This is a genomic window from Pseudoalteromonas sp. HM-SA03, from assembly GCF_002289345.1.
Classification (GTDB): domain Bacteria; phylum Pseudomonadota; class Gammaproteobacteria; order Enterobacterales; family Alteromonadaceae; genus Pseudoalteromonas.
In genome coordinates this window covers 44,327-62,599 of sequence record NZ_NSDG01000082.1, presented here as the reverse complement: position 1 = coordinate 62,599, position 18,273 = coordinate 44,327, and the positions used below count along the sequence as shown (strand labels likewise).

General features: G+C 44.4%; 13 protein-coding genes. 4 read left to right on the top strand and 9 right to left on the bottom strand.

Translation table 11 applies throughout. The annotated features are described in order from the left end of the window. Positions 1–490: 490 nt before the first annotated feature. A complete protein-coding gene (polA, locus tag CKO50_RS16380) occupies positions 491–3,247 on the bottom strand; it encodes a DNA polymerase I (protein WP_095729024.1) in 2,757 nt (918 codons plus the stop codon). Between the two features lie 432 nt (positions 3,248–3,679). On the opposite strand from polA, the gene elbB reads away from it, so the two are divergent. The 3 genes from elbB to CKO50_RS16365 all read left to right on the top strand — a co-directional run bounded on the left by elbB (position 3,680) and on the right by CKO50_RS16365 (position 7,759). Beyond that, the gene (gene elbB, locus CKO50_RS16375; protein ID WP_095729023.1) at positions 3,680–4,330 is read left to right on the top strand and encodes an isoprenoid biosynthesis glyoxalase ElbB; all 651 of its coding nucleotides are present in this window, start codon (positions 3,680–3,682) and stop codon (positions 4,328–4,330) included. A 244-nt stretch (positions 4,331–4,574) separates the two neighbouring features. Continuing rightward, complete coding sequence (locus CKO50_RS16370; protein WP_010607776.1) at positions 4,575–4,967, top strand: cytochrome c5 family protein; 393 nt, start codon at positions 4,575–4,577, stop codon at positions 4,965–4,967. A gap of 221 nt (positions 4,968–5,188) precedes the next feature. Next, positions 5,189–7,759 carry a diguanylate cyclase gene (locus CKO50_RS16365; RefSeq protein WP_095729022.1) on the top strand — a complete coding sequence of 857 codons (2,571 nt, stop codon included), beginning with the start codon at positions 5,189–5,191 and terminating at the stop codon, positions 7,757–7,759. On the opposite strand, the gene rep is transcribed toward CKO50_RS16365, so the two are convergent. Continuing rightward, positions 7,745–9,760 (bottom strand): DNA helicase Rep, encoded by a 2,016-nt coding sequence (gene rep / locus CKO50_RS16360; RefSeq protein ID WP_095729021.1) that lies wholly within the window; start codon positions 9,758–9,760, stop codon positions 7,745–7,747. The two genes, CKO50_RS16365 and rep, sit on opposite strands and share 15 nt — an antisense overlap. A gap of 191 nt (positions 9,761–9,951) precedes the next feature. On the opposite strand from rep, the gene CKO50_RS16355 reads away from it, so the two are divergent. After that, entirely contained in the window at positions 9,952–10,221 is a 270-nt protein-coding gene (locus CKO50_RS16355; protein WP_095729020.1) for an accessory factor UbiK family protein, read from the top strand. A gap of 66 nt (positions 10,222–10,287) precedes the next feature. On the opposite strand, the gene can is transcribed toward CKO50_RS16355, so the two are convergent. From can to CKO50_RS16320, 7 genes are all read right to left on the bottom strand, one after another. After that, positions 10,288–10,956: a carbonate dehydratase gene (can, locus tag CKO50_RS16350; protein ID WP_095729019.1), complete on the bottom strand. Its 669-nt coding sequence runs from the start codon at positions 10,954–10,956 to the stop codon at positions 10,288–10,290. Continuing rightward, a complete protein-coding gene (locus tag CKO50_RS16345) occupies positions 10,956–12,152 on the bottom strand; it encodes a methyltransferase (RefSeq protein ID WP_095729018.1) in 1,197 nt (398 codons plus the stop codon). Before CKO50_RS16345 ends, can begins: the two co-directional genes overlap by 1 nt. Before the next feature lie 27 nt (positions 12,153–12,179). Further along, positions 12,180–13,232, bottom strand: a complete 1,053-nt coding sequence (locus CKO50_RS16340; RefSeq protein WP_095729017.1) for an ABC transporter substrate-binding protein — start codon at positions 13,230–13,232, stop codon at positions 12,180–12,182. Positions 13,233–13,354: 122 nt separating this feature from the next. Then, positions 13,355–13,789 (bottom strand): hypothetical protein, encoded by a 435-nt coding sequence (locus CKO50_RS16335; protein ID WP_095729016.1) that lies wholly within the window; start codon positions 13,787–13,789, stop codon positions 13,355–13,357. Positions 13,790–13,846: 57 nt separating this feature from the next. Beyond that, complete coding sequence (gene ilvA, locus CKO50_RS16330; protein ID WP_095729015.1) at positions 13,847–15,388, bottom strand: threonine ammonia-lyase, biosynthetic; 1,542 nt, start codon at positions 15,386–15,388, stop codon at positions 13,847–13,849. A gap of 2 nt (positions 15,389–15,390) precedes the next feature. Then, the gene (gene ilvD, locus CKO50_RS16325) at positions 15,391–17,247 is read right to left on the bottom strand and encodes a dihydroxy-acid dehydratase (RefSeq protein WP_095729014.1); all 1,857 of its coding nucleotides are present in this window, start codon (positions 17,245–17,247) and stop codon (positions 15,391–15,393) included. A 92-nt stretch (positions 17,248–17,339) separates the two neighbouring features. Further along, positions 17,340–18,263 carry a branched-chain amino acid transaminase gene (locus tag CKO50_RS16320; RefSeq protein ID WP_095729013.1) on the bottom strand — a complete coding sequence of 308 codons (924 nt, stop codon included), beginning with the start codon at positions 18,261–18,263 and terminating at the stop codon, positions 17,340–17,342. Positions 18,264–18,273: the final 10 nt, after the last annotated feature.

Sequence of the window (18,273 nt, the reverse complement as noted above, 5' to 3'; positions counted from 1 at the left end):
CATTTTACAGCGAGAAAATAGCTTTAGTAGCCAAGCAAAAATTTTGTGATTTAGTTTTCCTAAACGAAAGATTTTTAACGAAGCTAACAGGGGTTTCCCTTCACATTGATTGGGGAGTTACACCAATTGGTATCATCTTTGATAAAAGAAGAAAAAGACGGCCCGTAAAAATTACGAGCCGCTATAGCAATCTGGGGAGAAGCTATCAATACACTGTATCCTCTTTCGAGAGATACATCATCAACAGGATGTCCTACAGGATGAGGACGGCGCGAACAATAACAAATAGANCATCCAGAAATAAACACCAAAAAGCAAAACTTGAGCCAATTTGATAAACTTTCAACGTTAANTTTTTTTTTTGTTACTAGGGATTAACAGGAGCTACAAAATCAAGACGCTATGCTGCTAGTGTATACTTGCAAACAAAAATGAATGAAGTTGCACTAGTCTAATCGAATAGTGCAACTCAGGTAGATTTTAATATCGACTAGTGCGCTTGTTCCCAGTTGTCACCACTGTCAGCTTCAACTAATAACGGTACATCAAGTACTGCCGCAGCGCTCATCAACTCACAGATCTTTTCACTGTACTCGGCAACTTTATCACTGTGTACTTCAAACACCAATTCATCGTGCACTTGCATGAGCAACTGGATATCATTGCTATCACAGCTTTGTAGCCATTCATCTACTTTAATCATCGCTTTTTTGATGATATCCGCCGCAGTACCCTGCATCGGAGCGTTGATGGCTGCACGTTCAGCTGCTTTTCTGCGAGCGCCATTACGCGCATTGATATCTGGTAGATACAAGCGGCGACCGAATAAGGTTTCTACATACCCTTTATCAGCAGCCTCTTCACGCGTGCGCTCCATATACTCTAATACACCAGGGAAGCGTTCAAAGTACATATCCATATAATGTTGCGCTTCATTTCTTGGAATATCTAACTGACGTGACAGACCAAACGCACTCATGCCATAGATCAAGCCAAAGTTAACCGCTTTGGCTTTGCGGCGCATATCAGAAGTCACTTCCTCAAGCGGCACGGAAAACACTTCAGATGCCGTTGCACTGTGTACATCTTTACCTTCAGCAAAGGCACTCAACAACCCTTTATCTTGTGACAAGTGTGCCATGATCCTAAGCTCGATTTGGCTGTAATCCGCCGCGACGATTTGTTTATTATTGTCAGCAACAAATGCCTGACGAATACGACGCCCTGCTTCATTACGGATTGGAATATTTTGCAAGTTAGGATCGCTTGAGCTTAGACGGCCCGTTGCGGTGACGGCTTGATGATAAGAAGTGTGCACACGACCGGTATCCGCATTAACCAATTTTGGTAATTTGTCGGTATAGGTTGATTTCAGCTTAGCCAAGCCACGGTGTTCAATAATAAGTTTTGGCAGTGGATAATCATGTGCCAACTCTTGTAGCACTTCTTCAGCCGTTGAAGGCGCGCCTTTTGGCGTTTTCTTAATCACTGGCAGCTCAAGTTTGTCGAACAATATCGCTTGTAGTTGCTTTGTTGAACTCAGGTTGAACTCCTCACCTGCAATTTCAAAAGCTTGTTGTTCAAGCTCACCTAAGCGGTTTTCAATCTCGATACTTTGCTTCGCTAGCATATCGCCATCAATGTGCACACCAGTGCGTTCAATGCGAGAAAGTACGCTCAGCAGCGGTAATTCAATCTCTGTAAATACCTGCTTAAGGCGATTTTCTTTTTCAATTAACGGCCAGAGATGTTGATGCAATCTCAGCGTAATGTCTGCGTCTTCCGCTGCATAAGGTGCCGCCTTTTCTAGCTCAATTTGGTTAAAGGTCAGTTGGTTCTTACCTTTGCCTGCGATGTCTTCAAAGCTAATGGTTTTATGGCCTAAATATTTTAGCGCCAAGGAGTCCATATCGTGGCGAGTTCCTACGCTGTTAAATACGTAAGACTCCAACATGGTATCAAAAGCGATCCCCTGCAGTTCAAGCCCGGCACGAGCAAGCACACTTTGATCATATTTTAAGTTTTGACCCACTTTTTTGATCTGAGGATCTGCAAGTAGTGGTGCCATGATCTCGAACACTATATCTTGAGAAAGCTGCTCGGGCGCTCCCACATAATCGTGATTGATTGGTAAGTAAGCCGCTTCGCCCGGTGCAACTGCAAAGCTCATTCCAACTAGATCCGCCTGCATATAGTTAACACTGGTGGTTTCAGTATCAAAAGCAATGAGCTGGGCTGCTTTTAACTTAGTTACCCAGTCATCAAGCTGTGCTTTTGTCAAAATGGTCTCGTACTGGGTGTCGACCTGCGCCGCCGCAGGCGCCGACCCTTCAGCCTCCACATCAACGATATCAGCTTGTGACTGACCATCCAGCAATTCAGCTAACCAACGCTTAAATTCACACTGACCATATAGCTCGATTAAGCGATCTTTATCCATCTCAGCTATCTTAAATTGCTCTAAGTCTTGCTCTACTTCACAATCCAGCTTAATGGTGGCTAATTCGTACGACAGCCTTAGCTGCTCTTGGTGTTCCTCTAATTTTTTCGCCATGGTTTTTGAACCACGAAAACCTAAGTCAGCAATTTTGTCTAAGTTTTCGTAAAGCGAATCAATTGAGCCTAACCCCTGAAGCATCGCCAATGCCGTTTTTTCACCAACGCCAGGTACACCCGGAATGTTATCGACCTTATCTCCCATTAACGCGAGATAGTCGATGATCAAATCAGGACCAATACCAAACTTATCCACTACCCCTTCAGGGTCTAAGATCGTATTCGTCATTGTATTGATCAACGTGACATGTTCATTGACCAATTGCGCCATATCCTTATCCCCAGTGCTGATTAGCACATGGCGACTCTCCTCCGACGCTATTTTAGAGAATGTACCGATCACGTCATCGGCCTCGACACCACTTATACTTACCAGTGGCAGGCCCATTGCTTTAATGATTTCGTGGATCGGCTCAATTTGCGTTCTCAGATCATCCGGCATAGGTGGGCGATGCGCTTTATACTCGCTATACATTTCGTTGCGGAAAGTTGGCCCTTTAGCGTCAAAGACTACTACCATATGACTTGGTTGATATTGCTTAAGCAAACTCTTAAGCATATTGATCACACCGTAGATCGCACCAGTTGCTTCACCTTTTGAGTTTGTTAAATGTGGTGGCGCATGATAAGCACGAAATAAATAGGAAGAACCATCAACCAAGATCAACGGATTTTGAGGGATCTGAGACATAAATATTGGATCCTAAATTAGTCTTTTGTAGAGTAGAATGTAAGGATGCCACAAGGCACAAGATAAAACGAGTTTCGCGTTATCTCATCATTTAGATAAATCGTGCTTCACCTGTGGATAACTTTGTAGACAAACACGAAAAATCGCTCCGGAACTTTGTTTTAAAAGTCAGAGTGCAAATTAAAACTTTGATTTATTTGCGTTTTTTGTGCCTTTTTTATTGTTATTATCTTTACCGCTTTGTGGATAAAGAATTTTTTTAGTCACGCTTAACAAACTGGGTGAGTAAAAAATAGCCTGATTTTCTCAAGCGGAGGAATATACTAACACAATTGATCAAAGATCATAGAAGATCCTTTATAATTTTTTAATTCGTGCATAATTCTTTTTATGCATATAGCGCGCATGATGTGACATTGAAGGGAGAAATGAATGAAAAAAGTAGCGGTAATTTTAAGTGGCTGTGGAGTATTCGACGGTGCCGAGATCCACGAGTCAGTATTAACACTACTCAATCTTGAAAAAGCAGGGGCAAGCTATCAGTGTTTTGCACCTAATATTGATCAATTCCATGTGATCAATCACATCACCGGTGAAGAACAAGATGAACGTCGTAATGTTCTTGTTGAAGCCGCCCGCATTGCTCGCGGAGAAATTGCAGATCTGGAAACATTAAGTGCAGACGAATTCGATGCTTTGGTATTACCAGGAGGTTTTGGTGTAGCAAAGAACCTTTCCGACTTTGCTTTTAAAGGCGCAGACTCCACGATTCTTGAAAGCGTAAAGCGCGTATGTCGTGAGTTTAATCACCAGCAAAAGCCTATTGCTTATTTATGTATTGCGCCAGCACTTATCGCCCATATCCATACACCAGGTACACTCACGACCATAGGTAATGATGTTGATACCGCAACGACAATTAATACGCTTGGTGCAAAGCACGTGGATTGTGAAGTGACCGAGATCGTCGTTGATGACAATGAAAAAGTGATTAGTACACCGGCATATATGCTGGCGTCATCCATCCTTGAAGCCGCGACAGGCATCGAAAAGGCGGTGACTAAACTAATCGAAATGGCATAGAAGCGATCGTTTCCCCCATCCATTCGTAATAGAAAAAGAAAGTGCCAAGGCCGAACAATTCGTATTTCGGCCTTGAGTGATTGCAAATTTAGGCAGAAAAGCTTGCCCTAACGCAATAAATTAATGGTTTTAACCATTTATACTCAAGTTTACGTTTTATAAATGAACAGGTGACGTTATAATCCCAATAATTCCGTCATCCATTATCGTGATTGAACACGTTCAAACGAAGTGAGCAAGGTAAATGAAAAAACTTTCAGCAGCACTTTTATTGCTATCAACAGCCGCAGTTGCGCAACCATACGACAATTCTTTAACTGAAGAAGCGATTAAGAAACGTCTTCAGCCTATCGGCTCAGTATATTTAGCTGGTGCTGAAAGTGCTGCAGAAGCCGAGCCATCAGGACCTCGTTCAGGTGAGCAGGTATATCAAGCGGCATGTTTCGCTTGCCACGGCACAGGCGCACTAGGTGCACCAAAAACAGCTGACGATTGGGCACCTCGCATTGCCAAAGGTAAAGACGTATTACTAGACCATGCGATCAATGGCTTCAATGCAATGCCTCCTCGTGGTACTTGTATGAACTGCTCGGATGATGAGATTGCAGCCGCAATCGATTTCATGACAAGTAAATAAGTATTTCAACTTCTCTATTTAGGGCAGAAAGACTTATTGGAGAGTGCAGCGTTTATCGCTGCATTTTCGTCTCAATATAGTGTCATAGAAGCTGTGATTAACGCTGGCTTGATGTCATTTTATAAAGCGAGCAGGAATGAGAAATTTACACTTGACCACCTCGGCTAAAAGTGAAACTATTAAGCTCAATAATTAAACAACAATAAGAACTGGTTTCGTCATTGGAAGAGCCACAACAGCAGGTTAGGAGACTATCTCGGCGAACCGCCAGATTAGAGTCTTTACTCAAAAAGTATAAAAGAAAGTCTCAACTTCAATACACATTAATTCAGTTATCAGAACAGGCGAGCACTGTTGCTGAGCTTACCCTGTTGTATCCAGCAATCCATAATATTCTGTCTCAGTATTTACCTAGCAGAAGCTTTTATGTTGTCCTGCAAAACCGTTTTACTCAAGCGCTAGAGCTATCGTATTTTGTTGATGAGAAAGACGGTATTTCTGTCCCCCTTCATGAAGCACATCACTTCAACGATGGTGTAACTGGGTTTGTATTTAAAATCGGTGAAACCGTTTATCTCACCAAAGACGACATGCTATCGCGAGCCAATGCTGGCGATTTTAAGATAATGGGCAGTCAAGCAGAGCATTGGGTGGGTGTACCTATCTATCGCGATGGCGCAATTATTGGCGTTATGGTGTCACAAAGCTACGAAGCGGAACAATCCTATAGCGATCATCAAGTTGAATTGCTTGAAGTCATGTCATTATATTTGGCCACTGCAATTGAACGCGTTAAAAAGCGTGAGTTACTAGAGTCTGAAGTGAAAATCCGCACGCGGGCACTAATGCAAAGTAATGAAGCACTTAATAAAGAAATAGAAAACCGCAAACGCGCGCTAGAAAGGCAGCAAATCTTATTTAAAATCTCAGAACTAGCAACCCAGTTCTCCGATATTGACGATGTTTACCAACAAGTTCACGATATTATTCGTTCTATTACTTTTGCCGACAACCTCTACATAGCGCTTTACGATAAAGAGACGAATTGGCTTACCTTCCCGTATAGCGTTGATGAAAAAACCAGTTATAACCCTCGCCCATTTGCAAAAGGGTATAGTGAGCTGGTCATTCGTACTGAGCAAAGCCAGTTAATAGACAGTACCCGTGCCAAGGCCTTAGCACTTGAGGGCACAGTAGAGCGCCCTGCTGGCTATAACCACAAGCTTGCTGCAACTAGTTGGCTTGGTGCACCGTTAAAAACCGCTACTGGCGTCATCGGCCTGATCGCATGTCAGGCGTATGAGCACAAACACGAATTTAATTATGATGATGTCGAACTGATCTCTTTTGTATCTAATCAGATTGCCTCTGTACTACAAACGCACCTAGCGAACCAAGCACTAAAGATCAGTCACCAGCAGTTAGAACATCGAGTTGCGGAAAAGACCAAAGAGCTACAGCAAGCCAATTTACATCTACAAATGCAGATGGAAGAGCGCAAAAAAATTGAGCAACAGCTTTATCATGATGCCCATCATGACTCACTCACGGGTCTACCAAACCGTAGTTTGTTTTTAACTCAGCTCGAAAAGACGCTGCAAAAACATCATCGTTATCCTGAAGATAATTTTGCCGTTCTCTTTATCGACTTAGATAAGTTTAAAGACATTAATGATGAATTAGGTCACCAAGCTGGTGATCAGTTTTTGGTGTGGGTGGCTCAGTCATTCTTAGAGTGTATTCGTGAACACGATTTATTAGCTCGACTTGCTGGTGATGAATTCGTGATCTTACTTGATCACCTAACCGATCGTCAGCAAGCGGAAGATGTCGCAAAGCGTATTATCAAAGTCATGCAGCAACCTTTCTGTTTGAAGGGGGTATGCATGCAAAGCGGTGCCAGCATAGGTATCACCTATAGTAATAAACTATACCGTAACACCGATGAAATTATCAGAGATGCCGATGCAGCAATGTACTATGCTAAAAATGCTGGCCGTGGTCGCTATGAGTTTTATCACCCATTACTAACCGCAAGCTCAAGTGCTCAAAAGCAGCAAGAGCAGCATCACTTAGATAAGCTCCCTACCCACTTCCGCTGTACGGAAGTCGTGAACTGGTCAGATAACGCCCAACCAATTGGCTTTTTGGAAGCCTTTGGCGAGCATCCAGTGTTAGGCAGCACCAGTTTTGATATTCTGAAAAAGTTTGCCGCAGAAAAATCTCAACTGCTTGAAATTGAATTGCACCTACTTAACAAAGCGCAAGAAATAGCCCGTAGCCGCGATAAAGATATGCTATTTGGTTGTTCAGCAATGTTACTAGAAAGCGCACATTTTGACGCGCTAAAGCAGCAACTTAAGCGGCAAGACAAAACACTTTGTTTGCTCTTCGAAGAAAGCGAAATTCGCTTTGCGTCTAGCCAGCAGGTATTAAATCTCAGGACCTTGGCCGATATGGGGATCCCAATTGGGCTGAATAATTTTGGTAAAGATCGCTGCGATCTCACCCTAATCAGCCAAGTTGACTTTACCTATGTCTTATTAAGCTCGACGTTTAGTAAACGCGTCCTACAGCAAACAAGTTATGAGGTTCAATTGCAAGGTATTTTAGCCGTTACTAAGGTGAAGAATATTAAGGTCATCGCCCGAGGTCCTGCAATTTTAAACTTTAGAAGCTTACTGGAAAAGCATGGCTTGCAGCTGTTCTTTGGCAAACAGCAAATGCTGGATAAGGGCAACGAACGTGTAGCCTTTATCCAGAGTTTTGATAACGAATCAGTCCCGTCTTAGCATTGCCCGTAAATTTGCAACGTTCGACTTACCTTTTTCCATTCGTTCTGCCTGTGTCGCCACAGGCTTTTTCCCTTCAATTTGTAAATCATCTTGCGGCAATTCTTGTACAAAGCGACTCAGCTCTGGGGTGATCTGCTCACCAAATTGACGACGACTCTTGGTATAGGTCAAAGTTAAAGTTTGCTGAGCGCGAGTTATGCCAACGTAAGCCAAACGCCTTTCTTCTTCGACATTGTCTTCGTCAATACTCGTTTGATGGGGTAACAAGCCTTCTTCCATCCCCACCATAAATACGTGTGGATACTCGAGACCTTTGGACGCATGCAGCGTTAACAACTGCACTGCATCTGAGTCATCTTCCTCTTCATTGCGCTCAAGCATATCTCTTAACGTGAGTTTGCTTACCACTTCTGGCAGTGTCATAGCAGGGTTATCTGCATCTCCAGTGAGCATATCACTTATCCAACGGTATAGTTCTGATACGTTTTTCATCCGCATTTCCGCCGCTTTAGCGCTGGGAGATGACTCGTAAAGATAAGCTTCGTAATTAATTTCACGGATCATATCTTTTACCGCTTCCAAGGTATCTCCCCGGGTTGCTCGATCGGAAAGCTCAACCACCCAGCGTGCAAATCCCATCAATGCATTTAAGCCACGACCCGCTAAGCGATCCGCGAGCTCTGACTCAAAACACGCTGCAAATAGACTAATATGACGCTCGTTGGCAAAGCTTCCTAACTTTTCTAATGTCACCGGACCAATCTCGCGTCGTGGGGTATTGACGATCCGTAAAAATGCGTTGTCATCATCTTGATTCACTAAGAACCGTAAATAAGCCATGATGTCTTTAATTTCACTGCGTGCAAAGAACGACATACCGCCACTAATTTTGTATGGAATGCGGTTGGTCATGAGTGCCTTTTCAAACACTCTAGCTTGGTGATTACCGCGATAGAGCAATGCATAATCGCGATAGCTGGTACGTGTCATAAACTTGTGTGAAATGATCTCCGCGACCACACGCTCCGCTTCATGTTCTTCGTCACGAGTCGCTATCACACGGATCGGGTCGCCATACCCCAGTTCACTAAACAGCTGTTTATCAAATTCATGGGGATTGTTAGCGATAAGGATATTCGCGGCTTTTAGGATCCGCCCAGCACTGCGGTAGTTTTGCTCCAACTTGATAAGTCTTAGGCCCGGAAAGTCTTTGCTCAACAGCACTAAGTTTTGCGGTTTAGCACCACGCCAAGAATAGATAGACTGATCATCGTCACCAACCACAGTAAAACGTGCGCGCTCGCCAACTAATAGTTTCACTAACTGGTACTGGCTGGTATTGGTATCTTGATACTCATCCACCAGCAAATAGCGGAAACGTTGCTGCCAGCGCTCTCTCACATCAACTGACTGATTCAAAAGCAGCGTTGGGATCATAATAAGGTCATCAAAGTCTAAGGCATTGTAAGCACGCAGCTGTGTTTGATAACGCGCATAAAGCTGAGCGAATAGCGCTTTTTGTGGCTCTCGCGCTTCTCGAATAGCACGCTCTGGCAAAATAAGCTCATTCTTCCAGTTACCAATTTGCATCTTCAGCAAGTTGAGTAAGTCTTTATCACGCTCGAGCTCTTTTTCAGTGAGTTCACTTAACAACTGATTCGTGTCTTGATCATCAAACAAGGAAAAGCCAGGTTTATACCCTAAGGTCTTGACCTCTTTTTTAATGATTTCCAGTCCTAATGTATGGAATGTCGACACCCACAAACCCTTAGCTTCTTGCTTACCCAAAGTTTGTGCCACACGTTCACGCATTTCTTTCGCCGCTTTGTTGGTAAAGGTGACCGCAGCGATATTCTTTGCTTTGTATTCACACTGCTGCACTAGGTAGGCAATTTTATTGGTAATAACCCGGGTTTTACCTGAGCCCGCCCCTGCCAATACAAGGCATGGACCACTGATATATTTTACCGCTTCGTCTTGTTTTGGGTTGAGCTTCATGCAACTAATCCGGTTATCTTCTCGCTTGGCACAATGTTGGCAACAACTGTCAGTGCAGAGGGGTTGAGGAATTCTTATAAACAGGCCCTAGTTTACCGTATCCATGTAAAACTATGAAGCGAACCTTTTCCGTCTGCGACGCATAAGGTAAGATGGACTTTGTATACTGACTCGCAAGCTAAGGTAAGAAGATGATTAATCCAGCCAAAATTGAAGAAATTGCTAAGCAAATTTCCAGTAACATGCCACAGGGCGTAAAGAATCTTGCTGAAACATTTGAAGCAAGAACGAAACAGGCGATCCAGAACAAATTATCAGAAATGGATTTTGTTAGCAGAGAAGAGTTTGATATTCAAAGCAAAGTGCTGATCCGCACACGTGAAAAATTGGTTGAACTTGAAGAAAAAGTGGCGCAGTTAGAAGCACAACTTGCCAGCCAAGCATCCGACTCGCCGGAATAAGCAACCACAGCTTCGGATAGTAAAGCGTGCGCTTGTGGCGCACGCAATCTCTAAACTCTGTTGACCCTAGCAATAGCGTTGGTTCACACCAAGCAGAGACTTTTCATAGCAAAGCGACAGTTGCTCCATATTTTCTACGGCGTTCACCACCTCATTTAAGAGGCCATCAGCAAGGCCATAAACCCACCCGTGTACCGTCAAAGCTTGATCTCGCTGCCAAGCATCTTGAACGATATTGCTCTGACACACATTACGCACCTGTTCAATCACATTTAGCTCACAAAGTGCCGCACACTGCTTTTCTTTACTCACTTGTTCAATAATGGCTTGGTGTTTCTCTTTCACATCAGCGACATGACGCAGCCAGTTATCGATAAGGCCAAACTTAGCATTATCGAGCACCGCTTGCACTCCACCGCAACCGTAGTGACCGACCACCATAATGTGATCTACTTTGAGCACCTCAACCGCATACTGCATGACCGACAGACAGTTGTGATCAGTATGCACCACGACATTGGCAACATTGCGGTGAACAAACAATTCTCCAGGCATTAAGTCAACAATCTCGTTGGCAGGCACACGAGAGTCAGAGCAGCCAATCCATAGATAATCTGGATTCTGTTGTTGCGACAGTTTTTTGAAAAACTCAGGATCACTGGCATTGGTGCGATCTGCCCACTGCTTATTATTATCGAGTAAGTGACTCAGCGGACTTGGGCTCGTATTACACATTAATGGTTCTCCGACTGACGTTCAGCCTGTATCAAAATATTCCTTGGGGTGAGTGACTTTTCGCAAAAAGTACTAAGGGTGACATCATACCCAGCTGCTTGCAGATATAAAACCCTATCCAGGACCAACCAGATCTCAATCGCGCGACGAAACACGTGTCGTACTAGCTCAATTCTGTCCGTTACTTGTTTTCGTTCGCGCCCAATACGTTCATATTGGTCAAAATCAATTCCATCAGGCAGGACGAGCTGCTTCTGTTCGGCTGCCCAATAACAGAATTCACTAAACGACCCCGAAAAAATAGCCTTATTGACCGAAGGCACACTCACGTAATGTTTATCAGCAGTGAATTCTCTGCGCAGCGCATCAAATCCTAAGCGCCAACTCACCTCTTTTTTACGTACTTGCGCCACTCTCCCGGGTGCTGTAACTGTCTCTTGCAGCGCTAGCTTCATATCGTGATGAGATAAATTGAGTTGGCTCTGCTGTGCTTCAACGCTCATGGCTTGATAATCAGGTGGTGTAAATAAGTGATAGCAGCACGGAGAGAGCGATAGCTTTTTCATGCCATTCGCCACTGCTTGGTGCATAAAAACACGATGTAATTCACCACATGCATGCAGGGCAATACCATGGCGGTTTTCAACGAAGTGGTGATGCATGTCATCTTTCAGCACGTCGGCACAATGAAAATGTAAGTTTAGATTTTGTCGCTTCGCGCTTTCCTCTCCTTGTCGACACAGATCCGCTTGAAGCTCAATACTGTTCACCTCAGGTGCGCCATGATAAGAAAGCAATCGACCTAAATGACCTTTACCTGCGCACCACTCTAGTACCGATGCTTTGGTTTCATTTACTGCGGCAACAAAGTCTTGAAGTTGCTCTAATTTACGTCCTTTTATGCCATTACTCAGCCAAAATGGTAACTCATCTCTACGGCCTATTTTTTGCGGTAAAGCACTTAAGAGCGTAAGTTGTTCAAGTTCGGGGATATAGCGACTAAAAAAAGTAAAAAGAGCATCAGTGTCATTATCTAATGTTGAAACTGCGTCATCGCTTAACCGCAGTAATTCAGATTGTAGTTGTGGCCAAGGAATAGTGAGGTGCTCAAAAGCAACGACCTGCCAATATTGTCGGGTATCGCATAATAATTTATCTAGAAGTTGAAAACGTTTACTCGGTTCCACAATGGCCACAGTTGTCAGAAAAACAATATCCTTATTCTAGCGTAATTGTTGGTGATATTTACGAGAAAAAATTAAGTGGATATACATGGGAATACAAACCAATGTCAAAATCGCTGCAATAATCAACACCCAAGATAACTTAGGTTGTTCATTCTTCACTTCTGAATAAATAAAGCGCGCTTTGTGTTCATGAAATTGACTCACATCTAAGTGGTATAGCTGTGCTATCCATTGCCATTTTGCCGTCGACATTGTTCCAATTGGAATATTGGCCACTTTTATGAATTCCCTTAACTTCTCTGCCTCAAATGCGAGCTGTTCTAAAGTTTTTTGGGTAGCGTACTGCTGCTTAGTGATCGCTAAGGTTTCTTCTAGATGTAACATAGCGTATCGCCAACCTTTGAGGCTCGCACGACGAAAACGCTTAACAAGCTCAGGACGGTTTTCTAGTACGCTTTCCGTAGTAAAGAGCACGTCAGCATAAACGTTTAAACCAAATTGCTTAGGGCAAATTTCACGGGTTGATAGACCGCTTTGCTGTACTGCATAGGGCTCATTGGTGCTATAAACTTGCATCGCATCAAATTTACCCGCGATAAAGTCTTTCAGTGGCTCACTGCCTGAATACAAGCGCATATTTTGTGTATTGACGCCAGCACGTTGCAACATCATAAGTAATTCGCCGTTTTCAGTGTGACCTAAATGACTGAGACGTTTCCCCTGAAAATCTCGAGGAACATAAATATCACTGTCAGCCCTCACCATCCAGCAGTAAGGAGAAGACTGTAGCACGGCTGCAAGTGCCACAAAGGGTTTACCATTGAGTCTTTGTTTTAAAAGGCCTGAGTGAAATACACCAAACTGAGCTTGACCATATAACACACGAAAATCAACGTTAGGATTATTGGGATCGGCAGGGAGAATATGAACGTCTAATCCAGCTTCTTGATAAAACCCCTTTTCTTTTGCCATATAATAACCCGCAAACTGAAATTGATGCGTCCACTTTAACTGTAACGTGACTTTTTCAAGTGCAGCAACCGGTATGCAAAATAAGAGAAGCGATAACGCAGCACAGTAATGAAACATCATATCCTTGCGTTTTTTAGCTGATAATAGCTAACTATAGTTTAAACCGTTCAGGCTGCCATTAAGATTGGGTAAGTATTGAATATGGCAGTGAGTTAAGTACGACTTTCACTGACTAGGGTTCAAAGCAGTTGTACTTTGCAATTCTCTATATGTGTACCTAGTATGTTCTTAAGGTGATGATAGATCTGCTCTTGGCTGGCTTTGCAGATAATGTCATAGCCATTACCATTATTCTTCTCAATGATCCCAAGGTAATTCTCATCAATAGCGACAGACTCAACTTGCGCTATTGGCATCATAATTTTACTTGCCCCGTAGATGAGAGTTAACTTCTCGCCCTCTTTTAATAACATTTGCTCAAGGCGTCTGTTAGTACCGATATCACCTTGGAATACGACCGATATCACTGTTATTGCAAACGCAATTGGCAAGAAAAATGTGTGTTCGATCAGATTAGGCCAAAGCGCGCTCGCACCAAAATATAAGCCCGCAAGCAGTAAAAGCCTAGCAACTAACGTTATGAAGATGTCTTTGTTATTTCTTTTTTTATTCATGTAATTCACAGATAAAATTAGGTACTTTCATTACCAACGTACCTAATTCAGTACTTATTATCCAGCCTTTTGCTTTGCTAACTGCTCGCCATGCAAAAAGCGTGTAAAACACGGGTTATCTGTTTCTTCTTGAAACTGATACGCTAACTTTGCAAGATGTTCATCAAAGCGCTCATAATCACTGGGCTCTACTTCAAAGGCGGCTAATACATTCCCCTGTGCCGCACCGTGATTGCGATAATGAAATAAAGTAATATTCCAATTACAGCCGAGCATGTCTAAAAAGCGCGCTAATGCGCCCGGATATTCAGGAAATTCAAACCGCAATAAACGTTCATTCATGACGCTCGGCGGTTTGCCGCCTACCATATATCGCACATGTAACTTTGCCAGTTCGTTATCTGATAAGTCATCAAACAGATAGCCATTTTGATGCAACGAGGCAGTTAACTCGGTTAGCTCTTGTTGGCCATTTCTAAGCCCAACACCAACAAAAATTTGCGCTTCGCCACAGCCAGCATAGCGATAATTAAACTCGGTGATCGCTCGGCCACCAAGAGAGTGACAAAAACGCTTAAAGCTGCCTTTTTCCTCTGGAATCGTCACCCCGAGCAATGCTTCATGTTTAGCACCTAGCGCCGTTCTTTCGGCGATATATCTCAACCGATCGAAGTTTAAATTAGCGCCTGACAAGATAGCCGCAACACTCAGCCCCTTTTCGCCCGTTTGCGTGAGCCACTTCTTCAAACCCGCGGTTGATAACGCGCCAGAAGGCTCTGCAGTTGCTCTCGTCTCCACAAAAATATCTTGAACCGCCGCACAAATTTCATCGGCATTAACCGTAACGACTTCATCACAAAACTTTTGTGCTAATCGAAAAGTTTCTGTACCAATAAGCTTTACCGCCACGCCGTCCGCAAAGCCACCGACTCGCTCAAGCTCCACAGGTTCTCCCGCTTCAAGTGCAGCTTTAAGGCATGCACTGTCCTCAGCTTCTACCCCAATAATACGGATATCAGGGCGAAGTGACTTCAAATACACTGCCATTCCCGCAAGCAACCCCCCACCTCCTACGGGAATAAATACGACGTCTAGTTCATCAAGTTGCTGAATTAACTCTCGCGCCACCGTACCTTGGCCGATGATCACATCTTTATCATCAAATGGCGGGACAAAAACACCATTTTGCGCTTCACAAAGATCTAGCGCGTACTGCTTTGCCGCATCAAAGTGATAGCCGTGTAAGATCACTTCACCACCGAGCTTACGAACCGCGTTGACCTTGATCTCTGGCGTAGTCACAGGCATAACAATCGTGGCGTGCTGACCTAGATGCGTTGCACTTAGTGCAACCCCTTGAGCATGATTACCCGCAGAAGCGGTATACACCCGCGATCCTTTCGGCAACTGACGTAGCTTGTTATACGCACCACGCAATTTGAAAGAATAGACCGGCTGTTGGTCCTCTCTTTTTAGCCAAATTTGGTTACCAAGCTGGGCGGACATTTGCTCTAGTTGATTCACTTGCGTTACCTCAACGAGCGGTGCTACATTCGCCTGAATAATGGCTCTAAAGTAATCAAGCTCTTGGGAAACCATCGCTAGCCTAACTCCTCTAGTTTTTGTAAGTCACGTACCGCGCCTTTGTCTGCACTCGTTGCTAACAGTGCATAGGCTTTTAGTGCGGGACTCACATAACGTTCTCTGTTAACTGGTTTGTACGCTTCTTTACCACGAGCGAGTTGCTTTTCATGGCGCAGCGCCAACTCGGTGTCGTCCAATTTAACGTCAATGCTGCGGTTATAGATGTCGATGGCGACAACATCGCCGTTTTCAACCAGCGCCAAATTGCCACCACTGGCAGCCTCTGGAGACGCATGGCCAATAGAAAGTCCAGAAGTACCGCCGGAAAAACGACCATCGGTAAGTAAAGCGCAGTCTTTATCTAGCCCCATCGATTTAAGATAGCTAGTTGGATACAGCATTTCTTGCATACCCGGACCACCTTTAGGCCCTTCGTAGCGAATGATCACTACATCGCCTTTCTTAACTTGGCCACCCAGTATCCCCTCGACGGCATCGTCTTGAGATTCAAATACTACAGCGGGCCCCGTAAAGCGCAGCATTTCATCGGCCACCCCGGCACTTTTCACGATACAACCATCGGGCGCTAAGTTACCTTTCAATACTGCAAGGCCGCCATCTTGCCTAAAGGCATGCTCGATAGAGCGAATACAGCCGCCTTCACGGTCTAAATCAAGCTCATCCCAGCGATACTCTTGGCTCATAGCTTGGGTAGTGCGGATCCCAGCAGGTCCCGCGCGATAGAAAGTTTGTGCCCGTTCGTTATCACTGTCTGCGGCATTCCAACGCGCAATAACTTCACCTAGATTTCCGCCAGCAACATGCCCCACCGACAGGTCCAATTTATCGCCACTCGCCAGCTCGTTGAGAATGGCCATAATGCCGCCAGCACGATGAACGTCTTCAATGTGATACTGTTGTGTTGCCGGAGCAACTTTACATAAAAAAGGTGTGCTACGAGATAAGCGATCTATGTCATTCATATCAAAATCGACAAAGCCTTCTTGCGCTGCCGCCAATAAATGCAGCACGGTATTGGATGAACCACCCATCGCGATATCTAATGTCATGGCGTTCATAAATGCGGCTTGGTTAGCAATGTTGCGTGGCAGCACTTGCTCATTGTCTTTACCATAGTATTCATCACACAAAGCCATGATGCGATTTGCTGCGCCCAAATAAAGCTGTTGGCGGTCTTTGTGTGTCGCTAGTGTCGTACCATTACCAGGTAACGCTAAGCCCAGCGCTTCTAAAAGACAGTTCATGGAGTTGGCAGTAAACATGCCTGAACACGAACCACAAGTAGGACAAGCTGAGCGCTCAACTTGCTCAGAGTCTTCATCACTCACCGTTGGATCTGCGCCTTTTACCATGGCATCGACAAGATCCAATTTTAGATCGATATCCGCTAAACGAGTTTTTCCCGCTTCCATCGGGCCGCCGGAAACAAAGATCACCGGAATATTCAACCGCAGTGCGGCAAGTAGCATGCCAGGGGTGATTTTGTCGCAGTTAGAAATGCAGACCATAGCATCGGCACAATGAGCATTAACCATGTACTCTACCGAATCTGCAATTAAGTCTCGAGACGGAAGCGAGTAAAGCATGCCGCCGTGACCCATGGCGATACCATCATCAATAGCAATGGTATTAAATTCGCGAGGTACGCCGCCTGCTTCTGTTATCGCATCAGCCATCAATGCGCTAAGTTGATTGAGGTGAACATGACCCGGAACAAATTGGGTATATGAATTCACGACCGCAACGATCGGTTTATGGAAATCACTGTCCGTCATTCCCGTTGCTCGCCACAATGCACGAGCACCCGCGCGTTGTCTGCCCTCAGTAGTTGTCTTGCTCCGTAATTTAGCCATGTTTCACCTTTTTCTCGGCTATGCCGAGTTCCTCATTCCCACAATTTACAATGCGCTTTTGTTCGGGGCGTTTGACCCCGATACCAATAAAATTATTCGTTTACGTACTCTAACCAGCCATTTTCGTCATCAGCTTGACCTTTAACCAAAGCGAAATAGGCCTGCTGTAACTCTTCCGTAATTGGACCTCTACCACCATTACCCACGGTAATTTTGTCTACGCTGCGAACAGGTACTACTTCCGCTGCGGTACCAACCATAAAGAACTCATCAGCAAGATAAAGCGCTTCACGAGCGATCGGCTCTTCACGTACTTCATAACCGCGTTTTTTCGCCAAATGGATGATAGTGTCGCGCGTGAGACCAGGTAGAATACAAGCTGTGGTTGGCGGGGTATAAAGCACGCCTTTTTTCACAACAAATAAGTTCTCACCAGCGCCTTCGCTCAGGTAACCATTAACATCAAGTGCGATCCCTTCAACATAACCATTACGCTTCGCCTCACCTGAAATAAGCTGTGAAGATAAGTAGTTACCACCCGCTTTAGCCGCAGTAGGCATGGTATTTGGTGCGAGGCGACTCCAAGAAGAAACACACACATCAACACCTTGTGCTAAGCCTTCTTCACCAAGGTATGCACCCCATTCCATCGCAGCAACGGTCATGTCTGCACGGTGCGATTTCGGATTTAAACCAAGGCCTACATGACCCAAAAATGCAAATGGGCGAAGGTAAGCATTGGTAAAGTCATTTGCGCGGATAGTCTCTTTACACGCTGCGACTACTTCCTCTTTGGTAAAAGGAATTTCCATACGGTAGATCTTTGCAGAATCAAAGAGGCGCTGAATATGATCGGTTAAGCGAAAAACAGCTGGACCATTTGGCGTATCGTAAGCACGGATCCCTTCAAAAACTGAGCTGCCATAATGTAAAGCATGACTAAGCACATGGGTGGTCGCTTGAAAATAAGGAACCATTTCACCGTTATGCCAAATTACTTCTGATGTTTGTGTCATTGTTAACTAC